Consider the following 22,098-nt stretch of genomic DNA (forward strand, 5'->3'; position numbering starts at 1 on the left):
TGGCCGCTGTCGCGGATCGGGCCGCCGGGATCAGGGCAGGCGGGAGAACCAGCGCAACGAGCCGGCCGCCGCACCCATGGCGAACACCAACCCGAGCCCGATGAACCGGGCCGAGACGTCCTGCCGCACCTTGCGCCAACCCACCGAACTGCCGATGTCGTCGTAGACGGCCCGCAGTTCGGCGCTCGTACCAGCCTCGTGGAAGCCACCCCCGGTCTCCTCGGCCACGGCCCGCAGCGTCTCCCCGTCCACCGGCACCTGGATCGGTCGGCCGCCCCGGTCGACGAAGCCGCTCGGCGTACCGAAGGAGATGCTGTGCACCGGCACCTCGAGGGCCACGGCCTCGGCGGCGGCCTCCATCGGATCCATGCCCGAGGTGTTCGCCCCGTCGGAGAGCAGGATGATGCGGGCCGGCGGCGGCTCGGTCGCGGCCTTGGTGTCCAGCGCCTTCACGGCGCCCAGCGAGGTGCTGATCGCCTCGCCGATCGCGGTGCCCTGCACCCCGGTCACCCCCTCGGCGAGCCGTTCGATCCCGTCGGCCAACGCCTCCCGGTCGGTGCTGGGTGGCACCAGCACCGCCGCGCTGCCGGCGAACGCGACCAGCCCCACGTTGAACTCGTCGGGCAGTCCGTCGGCGAACCGCCGGGCGGCGCTCTTCGCCGCGCTGAGCCGGTCCGGCTCGACGTCACCGGCGAGCATCGAGGTGGAGACGTCGACCGCCACCATCACGGTGGCCCGCTCCCGGGGCACCCGGACCTCGGCGGTGGGACGGGCGAAACCGACCACCAGGAGAGCCAGCATCGCCAGGAAGAGACCGGCCGGCAGGTGCCGTCTCCAGGTCGGCCGCCGGGGTGCCACCCGGTCGAGCAGGCGCAGGTTGGTGAATCGGACCGCGTACCGGCTCCGACGACGCTGCGCCAGCAGGTACGCCACGGCGAGCGCGGCCACACCGAGCAACAGCCAGAGCCGGACGGGTGACTGCCAGATCACACCGCACCTCCCCGAGGTGGTGGGGAGGCGGCGGCCAGCCGACGCTGGGCGTGCACGTGCCGCACGATGTCCACTGTCCAGTCGCGGTCGGTGCGCAGCCCCAGATGCGTCGCGCCGGCCCGACGCAGAGCGTGCCGGACCTGCTCGCGTTGGGCCGCCGCCGCGGCCGCGTACCGCTCCCGCAGCCGCCGGTCACCGGTCCACACCTCGCGGTGATCGCCGGTCTCCGGGTCGGCCAGGGTGATCAGGCCGACATCCGGCAGCTCCCACTCGCGCGGGTCGGTGACCTCGACCGCGAGCACCTGGTGACGGACGGAGAGTTGCCGCAGCGGGCGCTCCCAGCGGGCCGGGAGCCGTGGATCGTCGGGCAGACCGTCGAGGAAGTCGGAGATCACCACCACCAGACCCCGCCGATGGGCGACCCGACGCACCTCGGCCAGCGCGTCGGCCAGCCCGGCGGCGGGCACCACCGCCGAGGCGGTGTCGTCGCCGGACCGGGGCAAGGCCAGCAACGCGCGCAGCAGCCCGAACAAGTGGGTACGCCCACCTCGGGCGGGCATCCGGCGCAGCCCGTACGGGGTGAGCACCTGCGCGCCGAGCCGATTGCCCGGCCCGGCGGTGAGGAAGCCGACGGCGGCGACCGCCGCCACCGCCAGTTCCCGCTTGTCCACCGCCGCCGTGCCGTACTCCATGCTGGGGCTGGCGTCGACCAACAACCAGGTGGTCAGCTCCCGGTCGGCGTCGACCTCCCGGACGTGCGGCACCGCGGTACGGGCGGTGACCGACCAGTCCATCCGGCGTACCTCGTCCTCACCGGGCCGGTACTCGCGGCTGCCCGCCGGTTCGCTACCCGGGCCGGGCAGCAGCCCGCGCCGCTCGCCGTGCAGCAGGCCGTCGAGACGCCGGGTCACCGTGAGTTCCAGCCGTCGCAGCCGCTCGTCCGGGGTGAGGTCGGTCAGGTTCGGATCCGCCGCCACCGGCGGTACGGAGGTCCGGCGGCCCATCAGGCGACCGCCAGGTCGGTCAGCTGCTCCGCCCTGGTGGCGGCCTCCCGTGGTGGCGGGACCGCCTCGACCAGCCGTCGCACGACCCATTCGGCGCTCACCCCGTCGGCGACCGCGTCGAAGGTGAGCACCAGCCGGTGGGCCAGCACGTCCACGGCGAGTTCCCGGACGTCGTCGGGGAGGACGTAGCCCCGTCCGCGCAGCAGGGCCTGTGCGCGGGCCGCCGAGACCAGGCCGAGCGTGGCGCGCGGGCTGGCACCGTAGGCGAGTGCCCCGGCCAGCTCCGGCAACCCGAACCGGGCCGGATCTCGGGTGGCCAGGATGAGCCGGACCACGTACTCGGCGATGGCGTGGTGGACGAAGACCTGGCTGGCCTGGCGTTGGAACTCGCACAGTCGTTGCGGGTCGAGCACCTGGTGCGCCCGGGGCCGGTCGGCGCTCATCCGGTAGAGGATGGCCAGCTCGTCCGCGCCGTCCGGATAGTCGACGACGATCCGCATGAGGAAGCGGTCCCGCTGCGCCTCCGGCAGCTGGTAGACCCCTTCGGACTCGATCGGGTTCTGGGTCGCCAGCACCAGGAACGGCTCCGGCACCGGATAGCTGCGCCCGCCGATCGACACCTGGCGCTCGGCCATCGCCTCCAACAACGCCGACTGCACCTTCGCCGGTGCACGGTTGATCTCGTCGGCCAGCACCAGGTTCGCCATCACCGGGCCCGGCTCGACGTCGAAGCTCTCCTTCGAGGCGCGGTAGATCCGGGTGCCGACGATGTCGGAGGGAACCAGGTCCGGGGTGAACTGGATGCGGGAGAAGCTGCCGCCGGCCACCGTCGCGAGGGTCTGCGCGGCGAGGGTCTTGGCCACCCCGGGTACGCCCTCCAACAGGCAGTGCCCGTCGGCGAGCAACGCGACCAGAAGGCGTTCGACGAGCCGATCCTGCCCGACGATCACGCGTTTGACCTCGAAGAGCGTCTGATCCAACTGCGCTGCGGTCGCGTCCGGATCGGCCGGGCTGGGCAGGCTGGCCATGGTGTCCGAGATGTCCGTCACGGTGCTTGCTTCCCGAGGCGACCGGCCGACAAACGTCGGAATTTCCGGCCCTGGGCGACCCAGACCACGCGCCGACGGCGTTACCGGACAGGCCACTCAGAGCGCTCGGGGCCCATCCCACACGACACCGGCCCCCACCAGTGGCGGGGGCCGGTGACAGTGGACGGATCAGCGGTGCACGAGCAGGTAGAACGGCAGGTCGGCGGGGGCCCCGGCGGAGTTGCGGGTCTGGATGAAGACCGCGTTCGGGGTCAGCAGTCGACGCGCGACCGAGATCTCACCCGCCGGCGGGATGCAGCACGAGTCCGGTCGACCGATCGTCGCCACGTAGATGCCGTTGGTGACATCGGTGCCGAACTGCACCTCGTACTCGCCGACGCCGTACTTGATGACGATGCCAGCGCCACGGGCCTTGGTGCCGTTGGCGTTGACCGACGTGGCGTAGAAGCCGGCGACCGCCTGCGTGCTCATCTCGTCGCCCTTGGCGAGAGCAGCCTTCGCGCTGTTCAGCGAGGCCGTGGTGACAGCCGGCTGGCCGCTGGTGCGGGCTGCGGGCTGGGCGGACTCGGCGGTCGGCTTCGCCACGGCGATTCCGCCGCCGGCAAGTGCCAACGCCAGCGCCGCGATCACCACCGCAGCCGTCTTACGTCGGAATAATCTGGTCATGACGGGTCTCCCTTGTCCAGGCGTGGAGATACGGCCGGCCCGCAGCACACGGGGCGGTTCTTTCCTTTTCCGAGTCGGGCGGCAATGAGCGGTCACCGCCTACAAACCCCGTCCGGGAGCACACCCCACAGACGTTTCGGTCTCGTCGACTGTCATGTGCTCTGAGCTGGGGATATTTGGCTAGACACAACCTCCCGAGCAGCTGAAACGTAGCACCGAAAAATGCTGCGGGTCAATAGTGATAAAGCCGTCGGCGCGTTGTCGGATCAACGCCAGCAATCGCGAAAGCGAAGCCGATACAAATTCACGAAAAGACAATTAGAGCAGCGGGTGAGAACTATTCCCGCCTACGCGCCGGTCCGTCGGACCGCGCGACCGTCGCGGTGCCCGGGGCACCCGGTACGCGTCGAGTCGGCGCACCCGGCAGTCCCGTACGCGATCGACCAGTTGGGCTTTCTGGCGGACCGACCTGGCCGCCCAGCCGACCGCCACCCCGGACGGGCCGTTGAGCATCCTCGCCGGGACTTCAACGCCACCCTCGATCACGGTCCACTGCGCCCGCTGCTCGACACCGGATACGTCGACGCCGCCGCACCGGTCGGTGCCGGGCTCGTCGGCACCTGGGGGCCGCACGACGGCGACCTCATCCCGCCCGTGGTGATCGACCACGTGCTGGTGGACCGCCGCATCGCCGTGTGGGACGTGACGGTCCACCCATTGCCCGGCAGCGACCACCGCATGGTCCTCGCCGAGTTGCGGCTACCGGCCGCCCAGCGGTGAGCGGCCCGGCTACACCCGGGCTCGGTCGAGGCCGTAGGTGAGCGCGTCGACCAGCGCGTGCCAGCTCGCCTCGACCACGTTGGGGTGCACGCCGACGGTCGTCCAGCCATCGCCCCGGCCATCGGCCGTCTCGACCAGTACCCGGGTCACCGCGCCGGTGCCGTGGCTGCCCTCCAGAATCCGCACCTTGTAGTCGGCCAGCTCGAATTCCCGCAGCTCCGGGTAGTGCCGGGCGAGACCGGTGCGGAGCGCCTCGTCCAGTGCGTTCACTGGGCCGTTTCCCTCGGCCGTGGCGATCACCCGTTCCCCGCGTACCCGGATCTTGACGGTCGCCTCGGAGACGACCGCGCCGTCCTCACGGTGCTCGACCAGCACCCGGTACGACTCCAGGGAGAACGGCCGCACCGGCGCGGCGTCCGGCAGCTCCGAGCGGACCAGCAGCTCGAACGAGGCGTCGGCGGCCTCGAACGACCACCCACCGGCCTCCAACTCCTTGACCCGGTTGGTGACCCGGGCCAGCGTCTCCGGATGGCCGGCCAGGTCCAATCCCAGCTCACGGCTCTTCAGCTCGATGCTGGCCCGGCCGGCCATCTCGGTGACCAGGATCCGCATGTCGTTGCCGACCACCTCGGGCTCCACGTGGTTGTAGAGCAGCGGATCCACCTTGATCGCGCTCGCGTGGAGCCCCGCCTTGTGGGCGAAGGCAGCCGCCCCGGCGTACGCCTGGTGGGTGTCGGGTGCGATGTTGGCGATCTCGGCGATGGCGTGGGAGACCCGCACCATCTGCTCCAGGCAGCCCTCCGGTAGGACCGGCAGCCCGAGCTTGAGCTGGAGGTTCGCGACGACCGCGAAGATGTCGGCGTTGCCGGGCCGCTCGCCGTACCCGTTGGCGGTGCCCTGCACGTGGCGGACACCAGCCTCCACGGCGGCGATGGTGTTGGCCACCGCGCAGGCGGTGTCGTTCTGGGCGTGCATGCCGAGCAGCTCCGGCGCGACGCCGATCCGGTCGGTGAGGTCGGCGATGGCGGCGGTGACCCAGGACGGCAGCATTCCACCGTTGGTATCGCAGAGCACGAACCGCTCGGCACCGGCCTCGAGCGCGGTCTCCACCACCGAGGCGGTGTACGCCGCGTCGTGGCGGTAACCGTCGAAGAAGTGCTCGCCGTCGACAAAGACCCGGCGTCCCTCGGCGACCAGGTGGGTCACCGTGTCGTGGATCATCGCCAGGTTCTCCTTGGCGGTGGTGCGCAACGCCCGTTCGACGTGCCGCAGGTCAGCCTTGGCGACCAGGGCGATCGCCGGGGTCTGCGCATCGAGCAGACCGCGCACCTGCGGGTCGTCGGCGGCCACCGCACCGGCCCGGCGGGTGGACCCGAAGGCGACCAGCACCGCGTGCTTGAGGTCGAGTTCGGTACGCGCCCGGCGGAAGAACTCGGTGTCCTTGGGCACCGCACCCGGCCAACCGCCCTCGATGAATCCGACACCGAACTCGTCGAGCAGCCGAGCCACCGCGAGCTTGTCGACCACCGAGTAGGTGAGCCCCTCGCGCTGCGCACCGTCGCGCAGCGTGGTGTCGTAGACCTGGAACGTCATGGTGATCCCTTCGTCAGGCACCGGCCAGCACAACAAAAAGACCCCCCGCGGATGCGGGAGGTCTGCGCGCTCGGCGAGGGGGGAAGCCGGCGCGCTAGTTGCCAATAATGCGGGCGGTGCTGGTCACGATCGGTACTCTGCCACCTCGCCACGCAATCTGGGAGCCACAATCCACATCCCGGGACGCGCTGGTGCGAGCGGGCCGGATGGTTTTGGTGTGACGCGTGTAGAGCGTCCGCTGGGGGGTAGGAGATTTCGGGACAACGAAACACGTTCCTCCGAGACGGCTGAGCACAGCCGGGGCAGGAGACATCCCATGGACAGGCTCGACCCGAACACCACGAACGCCACCCCGGAGGCGGACCTGCGCGCCGTCGACCAGAGCGTCGTCGGCGGCGGCACCCCCGCTGGCGCCTTCGACCCCTGGAGCTACCGGGACGAGGCCGGGGTTGCCGGCACCAACCTGGCCGGTTACAAGGTGGAGGCCAGCGACGGCTCGATCGGGAAGATCGACAGCGACAGCAGCGAGGTCAACGCCAGCTACCTGGTGGTGGACACCGGCCCGTGGATCTTCGGCAAGAAGGTCATGCTCCCCGCCGGGACGGTGAACCACGTCGACCACGAGGAGCAGAAGGTCTACGTCGACCGCACCAAGGACCAGATCAAGGCCGCACCGGAGTACGACGAGACGGCCACCGACCCGGCCTACCGGGACAAGCTCGGCGGCTACTACAACGACACGTACGCCGCCACTCCGCCCGGCAACGGGCTGCGGTAACCGACGACAGACGGTGTGACGGCCGGTGGGCATCGACCCACCGGCCGTTTACCGTGTCAGGGGTGGACTCCATCGACGTCAACCGCAGGAACCCGTTCACCAGCACCTTCAACTTCCGGGATGTGGGTGGCTATCGCACCCAGGACGGCCGCCAGGTACGCACCGGCCGACTCTTCCGCTCCGACTCGCTGCACCGCATCGACGGCGACGACCGGGACGCGTTCGCGGCGCTCGGCGTACGGACCGTCATCGACCTGCGCCGCCCCCACGAGGTCGAACGCGACGGTCGGGTTCCCGATTTCGACGGGCTGACCTACCGGCACATCCACCCTGAGCACGCGGAGTGGGGCGAGCAGCCCTACCAGCCCGGTGACGACCTGGCCCGCTACCTCGCCGACCGGTACGCCGACCTGGCCCGCACCGGCACCGCCGGGCTGGCCGAGGCGATCGGCCTGATCGCCGACGAGGCCAACGCGCCGGTGGTGGTGCACTGCGTCGCCGGCAAGGACCGCACCGGAATCGTCTGCGGGCTGACGCTCGCCGTGCTCGGGGTCGACGACGGCGAGATCGCGGCGGACTACGCGCTGAGCACCGAGGCGTCGAAGCGGTACAGCGCCTGGGTCGCCGCCACCTTCCCGGACGCGACCGACCTTCCGTCCCCGTTCCTGTCCTCGCCGAGCGAGGCGATGCTGCTCTTCCTCGCCGAGATCCGCGCGGGTCACGGCTCCGTCGACAACTATCTGCGCGGCGCGGGCGTCACCGACGGCCAGCTCACCGCCCTGCGTACCCACCTGCTCGACTAGCTCGCAAGCAGCGTTAGGAAGGGCCCCTTCCTATACACCAGGCGTTAAGAAGGTGCCCTTCCTTACAACTCAGAAGACGCGGTGGACCCAGTCGTACGGGTCGTCCGCGTTGCCCCGCTGGATATCCACCAACTGCTGGCGCAGCGCCATGGTGACCGCGCCCGGCTCACCGCCGGCCACGCTGAACTCGCCGTCCGGGAACCGCACCTGCCCGATCGGGGTGATCACCGCTGCGGTGCCGCAGGCGAAGACCTCGCGCAGCCGGCCGCTGGCGGCGTCCGCCCGCCAGTCGTCGAAGGTCACCGGCCGTTCCTCGACCCGGTGCCCGGCCGCCGCGGCCAGGGTGAGCACCGACTCGCGGGTGATGCCGGGCAGGATCGTGCCGGTCAGCGGCGGAGTGACGATCGACCCGTCGTCGTAGACGAAGAAGACGTTCATGCCGCCCAGCTCGTCCACGAAGCGGCGCTCCACCGCGTCGAGGAAGACCACCTGGTCGCAGCCGTGTTCCAGGGCCTCGGCCTGGGCGGCCAGCGAGGCGGCGTAGTTGCCGCCGCACTTGGCCGCACCGGTGCCGCCGGGCGCGGCCCGGGTGTAGTCGGGTGAGACCCAGACCGTCACCGGCTTGACCCCGCCGGAGAAGTACGCCCCGACGGGCGAGGCGATCACCGAGAAGAGGTACTCGTTGGCCGGGCGGACGCCGAGGAAGACCTCGCTGGCGAACATGAACGGCCGCAGGTAGAGGCTGCCCCCGTCGTCGCCGTCGGGAATCCACTCCCGGTCGATCTCGATCAACCGGTGCAGCGAGTCCACGAAGGTCTGCTCCGGTAGCGCCGGCATGGCCATCCGAGCGGCGGAGATGTTGAACCGGGCCGCGTTGGCGTACGGGCGGAACATCGTCACGCCGCCGTCGGCCGCCCGGTACGCCTTCATGCCCTCGAAGATCTCCTGGGCGTAGTGCAGCACCGCGCTGGCCGGATCCATCGGGATCGGCGCGCGTGCTTCGACCCGTGCGTCGTACCAGCCTTTGCCTTCGGCGTAACGGATGGTGACCATGTGGTCGGTGAACACCCGGCCGAACCCGGGGTTCGCCAGCAGCGCGGCACGGTCGGTGGCCGATACCGGTGCGGGGTTCGGACGGACCTCGAAATCGATCTTGTCACCACCGCTCATCGCGCTGACCTCCCTGGGGGACGACGGCATGCGCCGACCGCACGCCGGAAACATGTTGTTGCCAAAACCTACCCCGAACGGTCGTTCAGCGGATAGGTCCACCGGTGGACAGGTGGCCCGAAACCGGTGTGTAACCGCCGCAACCCGTACCGGCCGACGAAGCATCGCCGGCCGGTGGGACGCGTACGGTTCAGCCGGCGACCTGCGCCGCGATCCGGTCGCCCACCTCGGCGGTGCGTACGGGCGTCTCCGGGCTGCGGGCGGCCAGTTCCGCGCTGACCGCGGCGGTGATCCGGGCGGCGGCGTCGGCGTGCCCGAGCTGGTCGAGCAGCAGGGCCGCCGAGAGCACGGCGGCGACCGGGTCGGCTACCCCACGACCGGCGATGTCCGGCGCGGAGCCGTGCACCGGCTCGAACATCGACGGGTACGTCCCGTCGGGGTTGATGGAGCCGCTGGCGGCGAGCCCGATGCCGCCGGTCACGGCGGCGGCGATGTCGGTGAGGATGTCACCGAAGAGGTTGTCGGTGACCACCACGTCGTACCGCTGCGGCTGGGTGACCAGGAACATCGCCGCGGCGTCGACGTGCTGGTACTCGGTGGCGACGTCGGGGTGCTCGGCGGCGACCGCCTCGAAGGTGCGGGCCCACAGCGAACCGGCGTGGGTGAGCACGTTGGTCTTGTGCACCAGGGTCACCTTGCGCCGCTCACGTCGGGCGGCGCGGGCGAAGGCGTCCCGGATCACCCGCTCCACCCCGTGCCGGGTGTTCAGACTCTCCTCGGTGGCGATCTCGGCCGGGGTGCCCCGGTGCAGCGAGCCGCCGGCACCGGCGTACAGCCCCTCGGTGCCCTCCCGGACGACCACCAGGTCCACCTCGCCCGGCTTGACCGCCGCGAGCGGACTGGTCACGCCCGGCCAGAGCCGCGACGGGCGCAGGTTGACGTACTGGTCGAAGGCGAAGCGCAGCTTCAGCAGCAGGCCCCGCTCCAGCACGCCAGGCGGCACGGTCGGGTCGCCGACCGCGCCGAGCAGGATCGCGTCGTGCCCGGCCAGCTCGGCGAGCACCGAGTCGGGCAGGACCTCGCCGGTGCGGTGATACCGTGCTGCGCCCAGGTCGTACTCGGTCACGTCGACGCCGGGCAGCACCGCGTCAACGACCTTGCGGGCCTCACCGACCACCTCGGGTCCGATCCCGTCCCCGGCCACCACCGCGATCCGTGCCACGTCCGTCAGCTCCTTCGCTCGAATGGCTCGACGGTACGCGGCCGTCCCGCCCCCCGGTACGAATGTTCCACTTTTCGGGAAGAAGGTGACGCACAGCAGCTTCCCAGCCGGCATTCATGGCGCGGTCATCTGCGCCGCCTAGCGTGAAGCGTCACGGGGCCGTGTGGCCGGGCGAGCGTCGCGACGGGGCGACACGCGCCCAGAAGGGGGCGGACACGATGTGGACCGACGAGCAGCCACGAACCCGCTGGGTCGACCCGGCAGCCTTCCGCTTCCGCCGACCCGACCTGCGGCTGGGTCCGGCACGACAGCGGCCGGACCGCGCCGACCTGGTCTCCGGGGACCGGATCGCCGTCCGACACACCGTCCGCACCTCCACGGCGGAGTACACCCTGGTGTTGAACGCCCCCGAATGGCTGGGGCGACGCGGCGTCGGCGAGGCGCTGCGGGACGCCGTGGCCGAGCTACGGGCGATCGACCTGACGTATGGCCCGAACCGTCCGACGAGCCTGGTGTCCCGGCTGCGCCGGGGCGAGATCAGCCCCGAGTCGTTCCCACCGCTGGCCGATCTGGTGGACCGGTGCGCCGCGATGCGCGCGGCCACCGACGGCTGGTTCGACGCCTGGGCGGTGCCGGGCGGCTTCGACCCGAGCGGCTTGCTCGGCGGATGGGCGGTCGAGCGGGCCGCGGCCCGGTTGCGCGACGCCGGCATCCACGACTACGCCGTGCTCTGCGGCGCCGACCTGGTGGTACGCGGCAACGCCGCCCACGGTGGCCCGTGGCGGGTCGCGGTGCACCACCCCACCGATCGGCAACGGGCACCGCTGTTGCTGGAGATGACGGCCGGTGCGGTCGGCACCTCCGGGGTGACCGGACGACAGGGACACGTGGTCGATCCGCGTACCGGTGAGCCGGCCACCCAGTTGGTCGCCGCGACTGTGGTCGGTCCCGACCTCGCGGTCGCCGACGCCTACGCCACCGCCTTGTACGCCGCCGGACCGGTCGGGCTGGCCTGGTTCCACCCCGGGTCGGACTACCGGGTGCTCTTCGCCGCACCCCGCTGACCCACACGGTTGCCAGGTGGATGCACGGCCCAGGGCACAGCGACAGTCGAACCGCCGCGGCGGGATCTCAAGTGGACTTCAGACAGCGATCGGCCTCCACGGTCGCGGCAACGACCGTGGAGGCCGGTCGGCGACGAGTGCGCGTGGCTCGCGCAATCGAGGGGTGCGGGCCGCTCGGCCGGACGTCAACCTCGCCACCCGAAGACGGGTCGGCGCCACGTGCTCGGCAGGTCACCGCATTCGTACGCTATCGAATTGGCGTGTTTCGCGGCAAGGGTTCCAGAGGGGAGCATCTGCGCGATCCTGGAACCTCAGGGGCCTGCCTGCGGCAGGGCGTTTTCGACAAGCCGAACCGCAGATGGCACGCTGTCCGCCGTGAGTTTCGATCTGAGCGTGTGGGCCCTGGCGGACGGGGCGACGCCCGAGGACGTACGAGCGGCGGTGCAGCAGTGCCGCGACGGCCGGCACCACGAGCGTCAACCGGACCCACGGTGTGTCGCCTTCTACCGGGCGCTCACTGCCAGCTACCCCGAACAGCCGGCCGGCCCGAACACTCCATGGGCGGTCACGCCACTGCACAAGGCGGCCGACCACATCGAGCTGAACCTGGATCCGACCTGCCCGGACCAGGTGCTGCTGGACATCGAGCGACTGGCCGGTGAGCACCGGCTGATGCTCTTCGACGCCCAGGACGGCTCGGTCTATCCGCCGCCCGGGGTCCGGCTACCCGGCTGACCTGCAAACCGGGGACGACTCGGCGACACCTGCGGGCACGGTGGTCCCAACCGTCGCGTGCCCGGGGGAACGACGAGGGGCCCGGCCATTGGCCGGGCCCCGTCGTGGCATGCCTGAAACGTCCGCCGTGGACTACTCGTCGCGCAGGTCGGCGGCGCTGGCGGAGGTGGCGCCGATCGAGTCGGCGGCCGAGGTGAGCAGGTCGGCACCGAGCGCCTGGTCCACGGTGAGGGTCATCAGCGTCTCACCGCCGGCCTCCCGGCGAGCCACCTGCATCGCCGCGATGTTGATGCCGGCCTGCCCGAGCAGGGTGCCGACGATGCCGACCACACCCGGGCGGTCGGCATAGCGGAGGAAGAGCAGGATGCCCTCGGCGCTGATCTCCACGTCGAAGCCGTCCACCTCGGTCAGCTTGATGACGTCGCGGCTACCGGCGTGGGTGACGGTGCCGGAAACGCTGACCGTACGACCGTCGGGCAGCGCGCCACGCACGGTGACCAGGACCGGATGATCGGCGGTCTCGGTCTGGGTGCTCAACGACACCTCGACTCCGCGCTGGGCGGCCAGGTGCGGCGCGTTGACGTAGGTCACCTGCTCCTCGACCACCGAGCTGAACAGGCCCTTGGTGGCGGCGAGCTTGAGCACCGAGACGTCGTGCTCGACGATCTCACCGCGTACCTCGACGGTGACGCTGGAGGCGACCCCACCGGCCACGGCGGTGAAGGCGCGGCCGAGCTTCTCGGCCAGCGGCAGCAACGGACGGACGTCCTCGGCGACCACGCCACCGGCCTGCACGTTGACCGCGTCCGGCACGAACTCGCCCTGGAGGGCCAGCTTGACGCTCTTGGCTACGGCGAGCCCGGCCTTGTCCTGCGCCTCGGCGGTGGAGGCGCCCAGGTGCGGGGTGGCCACCACGTTGTCGAAGGCGAACAGCGGCGACGAGGTGCACGGCTCCTTGGCGTAGACGTCCACCCCGGCACCGGCGACCCGGCCCTCGGCGAGCGCGTCGGCCAGGGCCTGCTCGTCGATCAGCCCGCCCCGGGCGGCGTTGATGATCCGTACGCCCGGCTTGACGATGGCCAGTTCCTTCTCACCGATCAGGCCCACGGTCTCCGGGGTCTTCGGCAGGTGGATCGAGATGAAGTCGCTCTCCCGCAGCAACTCCTCCAGACCGACCAGGCGGACGCCGAGCTGCGCGGCCCGGGCCGGCTGGATGTACGGGTCGTAGGCGATGAGCCGGGTGCCGAACGCCGCGATCCGGGAGGCGAAGAGCACGCCGATGCGGCCGAGGCCGACCACACCGACGGTCTTTCCCTGGAGTTCCACGCCGGTGTACTTCGACCGCTTCCACTCCCCCGCCTTGAGGGCCGCGCTGGCGCTGGCGGTGTTACGGGCCACCGCGAGCAGCAACGCGACCGCCTGCTCGGCGGCGGAGACGATGTTGGAGGTGGGTGCGTTGACGACCATGACGCCGCGCGCGGTGGCGGCCGGCACCTCGACGTTGTCCAGACCGACACCGGCCCGGGCGACGACCTTCAGTCTGGGGGCGGCGGCGATCGCCTCGGCGTCGATCTGGGTGGCGCTGCGGACGATGACGGCGTCGGCCTCGGAGAGCGCCGAGAGCAGGGCCGGGCGGTCGGTACCGTCCACGTGCCGGACGTCGAAGTCGTGGGCCAATACCTCGATGGCGGCAGGGGCGAGTTCTTCGGCGATCAGTACGACAGGAGTCATTGGTCCTCGTAGATGTCGTCATAGCGGTCGGCCGGGGGCTGGACGCTGCGCTGCGCCCGGCGCGCTCCGGGCCATGGCCGTCAGGTGCCGCCTGGAGCACCTACCCGCGATCGTAGGGGGCGGGCCGCCCTCTACGCCTCGGAGTGAGAGGTGAGTGCCCTCACAAACCGGTCATGACGTGCGTGTTAACGATCGTTAGCGAAGTGAAGACAACACGGCACCCGGGCCCGGCGTCGGGGAGAACGCCGGGTCCGGGTGCCGCTGGGGAAAGCGCTCAGGCGGTCTCGGTGATCGGCCGGTCCACCCAGCTCATCATCCCGCGCAGTTTGCTCCCGGTCGCCTCGATCGGGTGCGCCGCGCCCTCGTTGCGCCACTTGTTGTAGTTCGGCCGCCCGGCCTCGTCCTCGGCCACCCACTCGCGGGCGAACTCGCCGGACTGGATCTCACCGAGGATCTTGCGCATCTCCTCCTTGACCCGGCTGTCGATGACCCGGGGCCCACGGGAGAGGTCGCCGTACTCGGCGGTGTCGGAGACGCTGTAGCGCATCCGGGCGATGCCGCCCTCGTACATCAGGTCCACGATCAGCTTCAGCTCGTGCAGGCACTCGAAGTAGGCCACCTCGGGCGCGTAGCCGGCCTCGGTGAGCACCTCGAAGCCGGTCTGCACCAGCGCCGCCGCGCCGCCGCACAGCACCGCCTGCTCACCGAAGAGGTCGGTCTCGGTCTCCTCGGTGAAGGTGGTCTTGATCGCACCGGCCCGGGTGCCACCGATCCCCTTGGCGTACGACAGAGCCAGCGCGAACGCGCTACCGCTGCCGTCCTGCTCCACGGCGACCAGGCAGGGCACGCCCTTGCCGTCGACGTACTGCCGGCGGACCAGGTGACCCGGGCCCTTGGGGGCGACCATCGCCACGTCCACGTCGGCCGGCGGCTTGATCAGGCCGTACCGGATGTTGAAGCCATGCCCGAAGAACAGCGCCTTGCCGGCGCTGAGGTTCGGTGCGATCGACTCGGCGTAGATGTGGCGCTGCGCGGTGTCCGGGGCGAGGATCATGATCACGTCGGCCTCGGCCGCCGCCTCAGCCGGGGTGAGTACCCGCAGCCCCTGCTCCTCGGCCTTCGGCCGGCTCTTCGAGCCCTCCGGCAGGCCGATCACCACGTCGACGCCGGAATCACGCAACGACAGTGCGTGCGCGTGCCCCTGGCTGCCGTAACCGATCACGGCGACCTTCTTCGCCTGGATCAGACCCAGGTCGGCGTCGTCGTCGTAGTACACCTCAACGCTCATGACTTCCCTTTCGTACGCGGCCGCAACGGCCCGTCGTGGCTGGTGACCGGCCCGGTCACGCGGACCGGGCCGGGGTGGGGGTCAGGCGGCCCGCAGGGCCGGGCCGGCGGTGATCGCACGCGAGCCGCGCCCGATCGCCACCAGGCCCGACTGGACCATCTCCTTGATGCCGAAGGGCTCAAGGTCGCGCAGCAGCGCGTCGAGCTTGTCGGGGGTGCCGGTCGCCTCGACGGTGAGGGTGTCGGCGGCCACATCGACCACCCGGGCCCGGAACAGGTTGACCGTCTCCAGGACCTGACCTCGGGCGTTGCGGTCCGCGCGCACCTTGACCAGCAACAGTTCACGGGCGACCGAGGTGGCCGGATCCAGTTCGACGATCTTGAGTACGTTCACCAGCTTGTTGAGCTGCTTGGTGACCTGTTCCAGCGGCGAGGACTCCGCGTTGACCACGATGGTGATCCGGGAGACGTCCGGGTTCTCGGTCTCGCCGACCGCGAGGCTGTCGATGTTGAACCCGCGCCGGGAGAACAACCCGGAGACCCGGGCCAGCACGCCGGGCTTGTTCTCCACCAGGACGGAGAGTGTGTGAATGGTCAAAGCGGCACCTTCCTCGTCATGCCCGCACGGCCCTCGCTTCGCTCGGTGCGATCGGCCATGACTAGATGTCATCCTCGTCGAACGCCGGGCGGACGCCGCGGGCGAACATGATCTCGTCGTTGCTGGTTCCGGCGGCGACCATCGGCCAGACCATGGCGTCCTTGCCGACCACGAAGTCGATGACCACCGGCGCGTCGTTGATGGACATGGCCATCTCGATGGTCCGGTCCACCTCCTCGGCGGTCTCGCACCGCAGCCCCACGCAGCCGAGCGCCTCGGCGAGCTTGACGAAATCCGGAATGCGGTGCTTGTGGGTACCGAGGTCGGTGTTGGAGTAGCGCTCACCGTAGAAGAGCGTCTGCCACTGGCGGACCATGCCCAGGTTGCCGTTGTTGATGACCGCGATCTTGACCGGGATGCCTTCCAGCGCGCAGGTCGCCAGCTCCTGGTTGGTCATCTGGAAGCAGCCGTCACCGTCGATGGCCCAGACCACCGTCTCCGGTCGGCCCACCTTGGCGCCCATCGCCGCCGGCACCGCGTAGCCCATGGTGCCGAGACCACCGGAGTTGAGCCAGGTCTGCGGCTTCTCGTACGAGATGAACTGGGAGGCCCACATCTGGTGCTGGCCGACACCGGCGACGTAGATGGTGTCCGGTCCGGCGATCTCTCCCAGCCGCTTGATGACGTACTGCGGCGAGAGGGTGCCGTCGGCGGGCTCCTCGTAGCCCAGCGGGTAACGCTCGCGCAGGTCGTTCAACTGCGCCCACCAGTCGGAGATGTCGGGAGTACGCCCCGCCGCCCGCTCGGTGGTGACCGCCGTCACCAACTCGTCGATGACGTGTCGGGCGTCGCCGACGATCGGCACGTCCGCGTGCCGGTTCTTGCCGATCTCGGCCGGGTCGATGTCGGCGTGCACCACGGTGGCGTCCGGCGCGAAGGAGTCCAGCTTGCCGGTGACCCGGTCGTCGAACCGCGCGCCCAGCGCCACGATCAGATCGGCCTTCTGCAACCCGTAGACCGCGGCGACCGTGCCGTGCATGCCGGGCATGCCCAGGTGCTGCTGGTGTGAGTCGGGGAACGCGCCGAGCGCCATCAGCGTGGTGACCACCGGGATGCCGGTCAGCTCGGCCAGCCGACGCAGGCCCTCGGTGGCACCGGCCTTGAGCACGCCACCCCCGACGTAGAGCACCGGCCGGCGGGCGCTGCTGATCAGCCGCGCCGCCTCCCGGATCTGCTTGCCGTGCGGGTGCAGCGTCGGCCGGTACCCGGGCAGGTCCAGCGTGGGCGGCCAGGCGAAGGTCGTCGACGCCTGTAGGACGTCCTTGGGGATGTCCACCAGGACCGGCCCGGGACGCCCGGTCGAGGCGAGGTGGAACGCCTCGGCCAGCACCCGGGGGATCTCGCTGGCCTCCTGCACCAGGAAGTTGTGCTTGGTGATCGGCAGCGTGATGCCCTGGATGTCCGCCTCCTGGAAGGCGTCCGTGCCGATCGCCGGGCGGGCCACCTGCCCGGTGATCGCCACCAACGGCACCGAGTCCATGTACGCGTCGGCGATCGGGGTGACCAGGTTCGTCGCACCCGGACCGGAGGTGGCGATGCACACCCCGACCCGGCCGGTGGCCTGGGCGTATCCGGTGGCGGCGTGACCGGCGCCCTGCTCGTGCCGGACCAGGATGTGCCGCACGGACGAGTCGTAGAGCGGGTCGTACGCCGGCAGGATCGCACCTCCCGGGATACCGAAGACGACGTCTACGCCGAGTGCCTCCAGGGAGCGCACCAGCGAGCCGGCACCCGACACCTGGGCCGGGGCGGGGTGGGCCGCCGCAGCCGACGAAGCGGCGCGGGCGTGGTCGGCGTCGCCCGGCGCCTCGACGGCGGTGCGGGCACGCCGGGCGGAGTGGGCGAGTGTCTCGGGCGTGGGTCTCGTCATGACGGTTGGCCTTCGGCTGGAGTGGGTGGGGCTGCTCACACTGGGGAACGCGGGCAGTGCCTGCGCTCGATCGGTTAAACGGCAAGAAAAAAGCCCGCGTGCCAGATGCACGGGGCCAGCGCACTCTCAGTCAGGGAGAGTGCGCTCAGGTAAGTACTCGCAGCGACCGGTACGACGACATGGGCTCAAGACTGACGCATCTCACGCGATGAGTCAACTGATCCCACATTTTGGTTCACGGACGTCGGCGCGTCACCGCCCGACGCGCCGAACGCGCCGGGCAAGACCTGCTCAGGGGCACTTTCGGGCCGACGCTGGACGGGTAGACCAGCAGGTCGCGCTGGTGGTTGACCCTCGCTTACCGGGCGAGCCGGGCGGGCACCCGGCGAGGTCGCCGCCTCCAGCATCGCCTCCAGGTGCTCGGCCGGTACGCCCCACCCGAACAACGCGCCCTGGCCGAACCGGCAGCCGGCGGCCACCACCGCGGCCAGCTCGGTGGGGGTGGTGACTCCTTCGGCGATCACCTCCAGGCCGAACTGGTGCCCCAACCGCATCACGATGTCGACCATCGGGGCGAAGGCCGGCCCGTCGCACCCGACCGGACGGACCGGCTCGTGCTCCGCCACCAGGCCGTGGTCGAGTTTCAGGATGTCGATCGGGAGCCGCCGGAGTTGGTTCAGCGAGGAGTAGCCGGCCCCGAAGTCGTCCAGGGCGATCCGCACCCCGGTCAGCCGCAACGCGGTCAACCGCCGGATCAGCTCGTCGAGATCGGTGGCGACCGCGTGCTCGGTGACCTCCAGCACCAGCCGCTGTGGCGGCACGTGGTGGGCGCGCAGCGCCTCGGCGACCTGCACCACGTACTCGGGGGCGTGCAGCTCACGCGGGGAGACGTTCACCGACACCCAGACGTCGTGGCCCTCGGCCAGCCAGCGGGACAGCTGATAGCAGGCCTGGTGCAGCACCCAGGCGCCGAGCTTGGCGATCATCCCGCTCTCCTCGGCGAGCGGGATGAACTCGTCCGGCCGGACGTTGCCCAGCTCCGGGTGATGCCACCGCAGCAGCGCCTCCGCGCCGACCGGGCGCACCGACGGCAGGGAGGCCACCGGCTGGAACACCAGCCGCAGTTCGTCCCGCTCGATCGCGCCGCGCAGCTCGTGCTCCAGCGTCGTGCGACGGCGCAGCAGCCGGTCGTACGCGCCGTCGTAGCGCTCGATCCGGTTCTTGCCGCGTTGCTTGGCGTAGCGCAGCGCCAGATCCGCGTGCCGCAGCAGCAGCTCGACGTCGGGTTCGTCGGCCCAGCCGGCCAAACCGATGCTGACCGAGAGGAAGACGGGTGCCTCGGGCTGCTCGTAGGCGCCCCCGAGCACCTTCAGCAACCGCTCCGCGACCACCTCCGCCTCCGCCGGTCCGGCGTGCATGAGCACCGCGAACTCGTCACCACCGAGTCGGGCCGCGAGGTCGCCGGGCCGCAGGTTGCTCCGCAGTCGTCGACCGACCTCGGCGAGCACCGCGTCGCCGACGTCGTGGCCCCGCATGTCGTTGACGTTCTTGAAGCCGTCCAGGTCCAGCCCGAGCAGCACGCACGGCACCCGCTCCGCGGCGCCGCGGTGCAGGGCCTGGAGCAGGCCACGACGGTTGGCCAGGCCGGTCAGCGCGTCGGTGTGGGCGAGCTGCCGGAAGTGCGCCTCCCGGTCGGCCAGCCGGCGGGCGTACGCCCGCACGTCGTGCAGGGTGAGGTACTGCCGGGCGACCAGGGCGAACCCCTCGATGCTGCCGGCGGTGACGGCCAGCCCGTCGAAACGGCCGTCCTGGAAGAGGTGATAGATCGCCGAGGCGGCCATGGCGACCATCGGCACGAAGGCGTACTCGCTGTCGCGGCGGATCACGTCGATGGCGAGTTCGCCCGGCGGGTCGATGCGATAGGCCGCCAACCCGACGACCAGCAGCCCCAGGGCGAGCACCAGCGCGCCGACCAGCGCCAGGGTCGGCCCGGCCTGGCAGAGCCCGGTGGCGACACCCAGCCCACCCACCGACGCGGTGGTGATCCCGGTGCCCAGCACGATCAGGCACCGTCGAGGTGCGGGTGCCCGGAGCACCATGATCGCGGAGAGCCCGACGCTCAACGCCGCACTGACCGAGGCGAGCAGGATCGACGGGCAGGCCATCGGCGTCGCGTCGCCCAGTAGCCGGGTCGGCTCGGAGAACACCACCCAGCCGACGAACCACAGCGCGGCACCCACGATCACGCTGTCCAGCGCGAGCCGGGCCGCCGAGGGTGTCGAACCGACCACCCCGGGCAGCCGGAGCAGACCGAAGCAGAACAGCAGGCCGCTGGTGGCCGTGCCGAGCGCCACCAGCGTGGCCCAGCTGGTGCGCTGCTGCTGCTCGTGCGCCCAGTGCTCGGTGGTGGTCAGGGTGATGACCAGCCCGGCCAGCATGGTCGCCAGCGCGATCGCGCCACCGACGGCCAGCACCGCGTACACCGGGCGGTGGGGGGCGGCGCGGCGGCGAACGGCGGCGGCCAGCAACACGCCGGCCGTCAGGGCGATCAGCGTGCTCAGCACCGCAGCGCCGATCATGGCCGGGGGTGTGTGCACGCCCTCAACTCTGCCGGATCGACGCCCGCTGTGGGGGTCGGGTGTGCATCTGTTGGGACACGGCCGGACGCCCACACCCGCACCCGGTCGGCGGTGTCATGCTGGTACACATGCCTGAGCTGCGGTCGAAGACCTCCACGCACGGTCGGACGATGGCGGGTGCCCGGGCCCTCTGGCGGGCCACCGGGATGACCGATGACGATTTCGGCAAGCCGATCGTCGCCATCGCGAACAGTTACACCCAGTTCGTGCCGGGCCACGTACACCTCAAGGACATGGGCGGTCTGGTGGCCGATGCGGTGGCCGCCGCCGGCGGGGTGGGCCGGGAGTTCAACACCATCGCGGTCGACGACGGCATCGCCATGGGCCACGGCGGCATGCTCTACTCCCTGCCCAGCCGCGAGTTGATCGCCGACGCGGTGGAGTACATGGTCAACGCGCACTGCGCCGACGCCCTGGTCTGCATCTCCAACTGCGACAAGATCACCCCGGGCATGCTGCTGGCCGCGCTGCGGCTGAACATCCCCACCGTCTTCGTCTCCGGCGGCCCGATGGAGGCCGGCAAGACGGTGGCGATCGAGGGGATCGTGCACAGCAAGATCGACCTGATCGACGCGATGATCGCCTCGTCGAACGAGAACGTCAGCGACGAGCAACTCGGCGAGATCGAGCGCTCCGCCTGCCCCACCTGCGGCTCCTGCTCCGGCATGTTCACCGCGAACTCGATGAACTGCCTCACCGAGGCGATCGGCCTGGCGCTGCCGGGTAACGGCTCGACGCTGGCCACCCACGCGGCCCGCCGGTCGCTCTTCGTCGAGGCCGGCCGCACCGCCGTGGAGATCGCCAAGCGGTGGTACGACGACGACGACGCCTCGGTGCTGCCCCGCGAGGTGGCCTCCCGGGCCGCGTTCGAGAACGCCATCGCCCTGGACGTCGCGATGGGCGGATCGACGAACACGATCCTGCATCTGCTGGCCGCCGCCCGTGAGGCCGAGCTGGACTTCTCCGTGGCCGACATCGACGCCGTCTCCCGTCGGGTGCCGTGCCTGGCCAAGGTCGCCCCGAACTCGCCGCAGTACCACATGGAGGACGTGCATCGCGCCGGTGGCATCCCGGCCATCCTGGGTGAACTCAACCGCGCTGGCCTGCTGCGCCGGGACGTGCACGCGGTGCACTCCCCCACCCTGGAGCGCTGGCTGGCCGACTGGGACGTGCGCGGCGGCAGCGCCAAGCCCGAGGCGATCGAGCTGTTCCACGCCGCGCCGGGTGGGGTGCGTACCACCGAGCCGTTCTCCACCACGAACCGCTGGTCCTCTCTGGACACCGACGCGGCCGGTGGCTGCATCCGCGACCGCGAGCACGCGTACACCGCCGACGGTGGACTGGCCATCCTGTACGGCAACCTCGCGCCGGACGGCTGCGTGGTGAAGACCGCCGGGGTGCCCCAGGAGTGCCTGACCTTCCGTGGCCCGGCGAAGGTCTACGAGTCCCAGGACGACGCGGTGACCGCCATCCTGGCCAAGGAGGTCGTCGCCGGGGACGTGGTGGTGATCCGCTACGAGGGGCCGAAGGGTGGGCCCGGCATGCAGGAGATGCTCTACCCCACCTCGTTCCTGAAGGGCCGAGGGCTGGGCCGGGCCTGCGCGTTGCTGACCGACGGCCGGTTCTCCGGTGGCACCTCGGGGCTGTCCATCGGCCACGCCTCGCCCGAGGCCGCCTCCGGTGGGCTGATCGCGCTGGTCGAGCCCGGTGACGAGATCGTCATCGACATCCCGGCACGCTCGATCGAGCTGAACGTGCCGGCCGAGGTGTTGGACGCCCGCCGGGTCGCCCAGGAGAAGCGGGATCGCCCCTACACCCCGCTCAACCGGCAGCGCCCGGTGTCGGCGGCGCTGCGCGCGTACGCCTCGATGGCCACCTCGGCCAGCGACGGCGCCTACCGCCGCGTCCCGGAGTGACCTTGCTGGCTGGCCCGGCGCTCGGGTGCCGGGCCAGCCACGGGCTGCCACCCGTCGGCATGATCGGGTAGCCTGCTCTCCAGCGTCGCGTGTCGGTGGCAGGCTGTGTCAGGCATGGAGGCGCCGGATCGAAGGACCACGAC

Annotated in this window: 17 protein-coding genes and 1 pseudogene; 6 read left to right on the forward strand and 12 right to left on the reverse strand. The window is 70.9% G+C overall.

Going from position 1 to position 22,098, the window contains the following annotated elements:
- Positions 1-30: 30 nt before the first annotated feature.
- The 4 genes from FF096_RS08015 to FF096_RS08030 all read right to left on the reverse strand — a co-directional run bounded on the left by FF096_RS08015 (position 31) and on the right by FF096_RS08030 (position 3,709).
- Positions 31-990: a VWA domain-containing protein gene (locus FF096_RS08015; RefSeq protein WP_309222887.1), complete on the reverse strand. Its 960-nt coding sequence runs from the start codon at positions 988-990 to the stop codon at positions 31-33.
- Positions 987-1,967 carry a DUF58 domain-containing protein gene (locus tag FF096_RS08020; RefSeq protein WP_375335313.1) on the reverse strand — a complete coding sequence of 327 codons (981 nt, stop codon included), beginning with the start codon at positions 1,965-1,967 and terminating at the stop codon, positions 987-989. The genes FF096_RS08015 and FF096_RS08020 overlap by 4 nt, the downstream gene beginning before the upstream one ends.
- A 26-nt stretch (positions 1,968-1,993) precedes the next feature.
- Positions 1,994-3,043, reverse strand: coding sequence for a MoxR family ATPase (locus FF096_RS08025; RefSeq protein ID WP_309222888.1), 1,050 nt, complete (start codon positions 3,041-3,043; stop codon positions 1,994-1,996).
- 168 nt (positions 3,044-3,211) lie between these two features.
- Positions 3,212-3,709: a hypothetical protein gene (locus FF096_RS08030; protein ID WP_155215816.1), complete on the reverse strand. Its 498-nt coding sequence runs from the start codon at positions 3,707-3,709 to the stop codon at positions 3,212-3,214.
- A 374-nt stretch (positions 3,710-4,083) separates the two neighbouring features.
- Here FF096_RS08030 and FF096_RS08035 point away from each other — a divergent pair.
- Positions 4,084-4,489 (forward strand): annotated as a pseudogene (locus tag FF096_RS08035) (endonuclease/exonuclease/phosphatase family protein); the annotation flags it as partial.
- Between the two features lie 9 nt (positions 4,490-4,498).
- Here the strand turns inward: FF096_RS08035 and cimA are convergent.
- Positions 4,499-6,082 carry a citramalate synthase gene (cimA, locus tag FF096_RS08040; protein ID WP_155215818.1) on the reverse strand — a complete coding sequence of 528 codons (1,584 nt, stop codon included), beginning with the start codon at positions 6,080-6,082 and terminating at the stop codon, positions 4,499-4,501.
- A 316-nt stretch (positions 6,083-6,398) separates the two neighbouring features.
- Here cimA and FF096_RS08045 point away from each other — a divergent pair, with 316 nt between their 5' ends.
- Complete coding sequence (locus tag FF096_RS08045) at positions 6,399-6,860, forward strand: PRC-barrel domain-containing protein (protein ID WP_196222481.1); 462 nt, start codon at positions 6,399-6,401, stop codon at positions 6,858-6,860.
- A 53-nt stretch (positions 6,861-6,913) separates the two neighbouring features.
- Entirely contained in the window at positions 6,914-7,663 is a 750-nt protein-coding gene (locus FF096_RS08050) for a tyrosine-protein phosphatase (RefSeq protein ID WP_375335306.1), read from the forward strand.
- A 69-nt stretch (positions 7,664-7,732) separates the two neighbouring features.
- Here FF096_RS08050 and FF096_RS08055 read toward each other — a convergent pair whose 3' ends face one another.
- Both FF096_RS08055 and FF096_RS08060 read right to left on the reverse strand, forming a co-directional pair.
- Positions 7,733-8,833, reverse strand: a complete 1,101-nt coding sequence (locus FF096_RS08055; protein WP_155215820.1) for a branched-chain amino acid aminotransferase — start codon at positions 8,831-8,833, stop codon at positions 7,733-7,735.
- A gap of 190 nt (positions 8,834-9,023) precedes the next feature.
- Complete coding sequence (locus FF096_RS08060; protein ID WP_309222890.1) at positions 9,024-10,055, reverse strand: 3-isopropylmalate dehydrogenase; 1,032 nt, start codon at positions 10,053-10,055, stop codon at positions 9,024-9,026.
- Between the two features lie 218 nt (positions 10,056-10,273).
- Here FF096_RS08060 and FF096_RS08065 point away from each other — a divergent pair, with 218 nt between their 5' ends.
- Entirely contained in the window at positions 10,274-11,119 is an 846-nt protein-coding gene (locus FF096_RS08065; RefSeq protein ID WP_155215822.1) for an FAD:protein FMN transferase, read from the forward strand.
- A gap of 375 nt (positions 11,120-11,494) precedes the next feature.
- A complete protein-coding gene (locus FF096_RS08070) occupies positions 11,495-11,854 on the forward strand; it encodes a hypothetical protein (protein ID WP_309222891.1) in 360 nt (119 codons plus the stop codon).
- Between the two features lie 132 nt (positions 11,855-11,986).
- On the opposite strand, the gene serA is transcribed toward FF096_RS08070, so the two are convergent.
- From serA to FF096_RS08095, 5 genes are all read right to left on the reverse strand, one after another.
- On the reverse strand, positions 11,987-13,585 hold the full coding sequence (gene serA, locus FF096_RS08075) for a phosphoglycerate dehydrogenase (RefSeq protein WP_155215825.1): 1,599 nt from the start codon (positions 13,583-13,585) through the stop codon (positions 11,987-11,989).
- A gap of 274 nt (positions 13,586-13,859) precedes the next feature.
- Positions 13,860-14,873, reverse strand: coding sequence for a ketol-acid reductoisomerase (gene ilvC, locus FF096_RS08080; RefSeq protein ID WP_155215827.1), 1,014 nt, complete (start codon positions 14,871-14,873; stop codon positions 13,860-13,862).
- An 81-nt stretch (positions 14,874-14,954) separates the two neighbouring features.
- Entirely contained in the window at positions 14,955-15,470 is a 516-nt protein-coding gene (gene ilvN, locus FF096_RS08085) for an acetolactate synthase small subunit (protein WP_155215828.1), read from the reverse strand.
- 61 nt (positions 15,471-15,531) lie between these two features.
- Positions 15,532-17,400 (reverse strand): acetolactate synthase large subunit, encoded by a 1,869-nt coding sequence (locus tag FF096_RS08090; RefSeq protein WP_155215830.1) that lies wholly within the window; start codon positions 17,398-17,400, stop codon positions 15,532-15,534.
- Between the two features lie 185 nt (positions 17,401-17,585).
- Entirely contained in the window at positions 17,586-19,997 is a 2,412-nt protein-coding gene (locus FF096_RS08095) for a bifunctional diguanylate cyclase/phosphodiesterase (protein WP_309222892.1), read from the reverse strand.
- Positions 19,998-20,107: 110 nt separating this feature from the next.
- Here FF096_RS08095 and ilvD point away from each other — a divergent pair, with 110 nt between their 5' ends.
- Positions 20,108-21,955 carry a dihydroxy-acid dehydratase gene (gene ilvD, locus FF096_RS08100; RefSeq protein ID WP_155215832.1) on the forward strand — a complete coding sequence of 616 codons (1,848 nt, stop codon included), beginning with the start codon at positions 20,108-20,110 and terminating at the stop codon, positions 21,953-21,955.
- Positions 21,956-22,098 lie beyond the last annotated feature (143 nt).

This window comes from Micromonospora sp. CP22 (genome assembly GCF_009712475.1).
GTDB lineage: Bacteria > Actinomycetota > Actinomycetes > Mycobacteriales > Micromonosporaceae > Micromonospora.

What these genes read in the sequence shown, in the direction of transcription:
- FF096_RS08030 (WP_155215816.1), bottom strand. Translation starts at nt 3,709, where the DNA reads ATGACCAGATTATTCCGACGTAAGACGGCTGCGGTGGTGATCGCGGCG.
- cimA (WP_155215818.1), bottom strand. Translation starts at nt 6,082, where the DNA reads ATGACGTTCCAGGTCTACGACACCACGCTGCGCGACGGTGCGCAGCGC.
- FF096_RS08045 (WP_196222481.1), top strand. Translation starts at nt 6,399, where the DNA reads ATGGACAGGCTCGACCCGAACACCACGAACGCCACCCCGGAGGCGGAC.
- FF096_RS08055 (WP_155215820.1), bottom strand. Translation starts at nt 8,833, where the DNA reads ATGAGCGGTGGTGACAAGATCGATTTCGAGGTCCGTCCGAACCCCGCA.
- FF096_RS08065 (WP_155215822.1), top strand. Translation starts at nt 10,274, where the DNA reads ATGTGGACCGACGAGCAGCCACGAACCCGCTGGGTCGACCCGGCAGCC.
- serA (WP_155215825.1), bottom strand. Translation starts at nt 13,585, where the DNA reads ATGACTCCTGTCGTACTGATCGCCGAAGAACTCGCCCCTGCCGCCATC.
- ilvC (WP_155215827.1), bottom strand. Translation starts at nt 14,873, where the DNA reads ATGAGCGTTGAGGTGTACTACGACGACGACGCCGACCTGGGTCTGATC.
- FF096_RS08090 (WP_155215830.1), bottom strand. Translation starts at nt 17,400, where the DNA reads ATGACGAGACCCACGCCCGAGACACTCGCCCACTCCGCCCGGCGTGCC.
- ilvD (WP_155215832.1), top strand. Translation starts at nt 20,108, where the DNA reads ATGCCTGAGCTGCGGTCGAAGACCTCCACGCACGGTCGGACGATGGCG.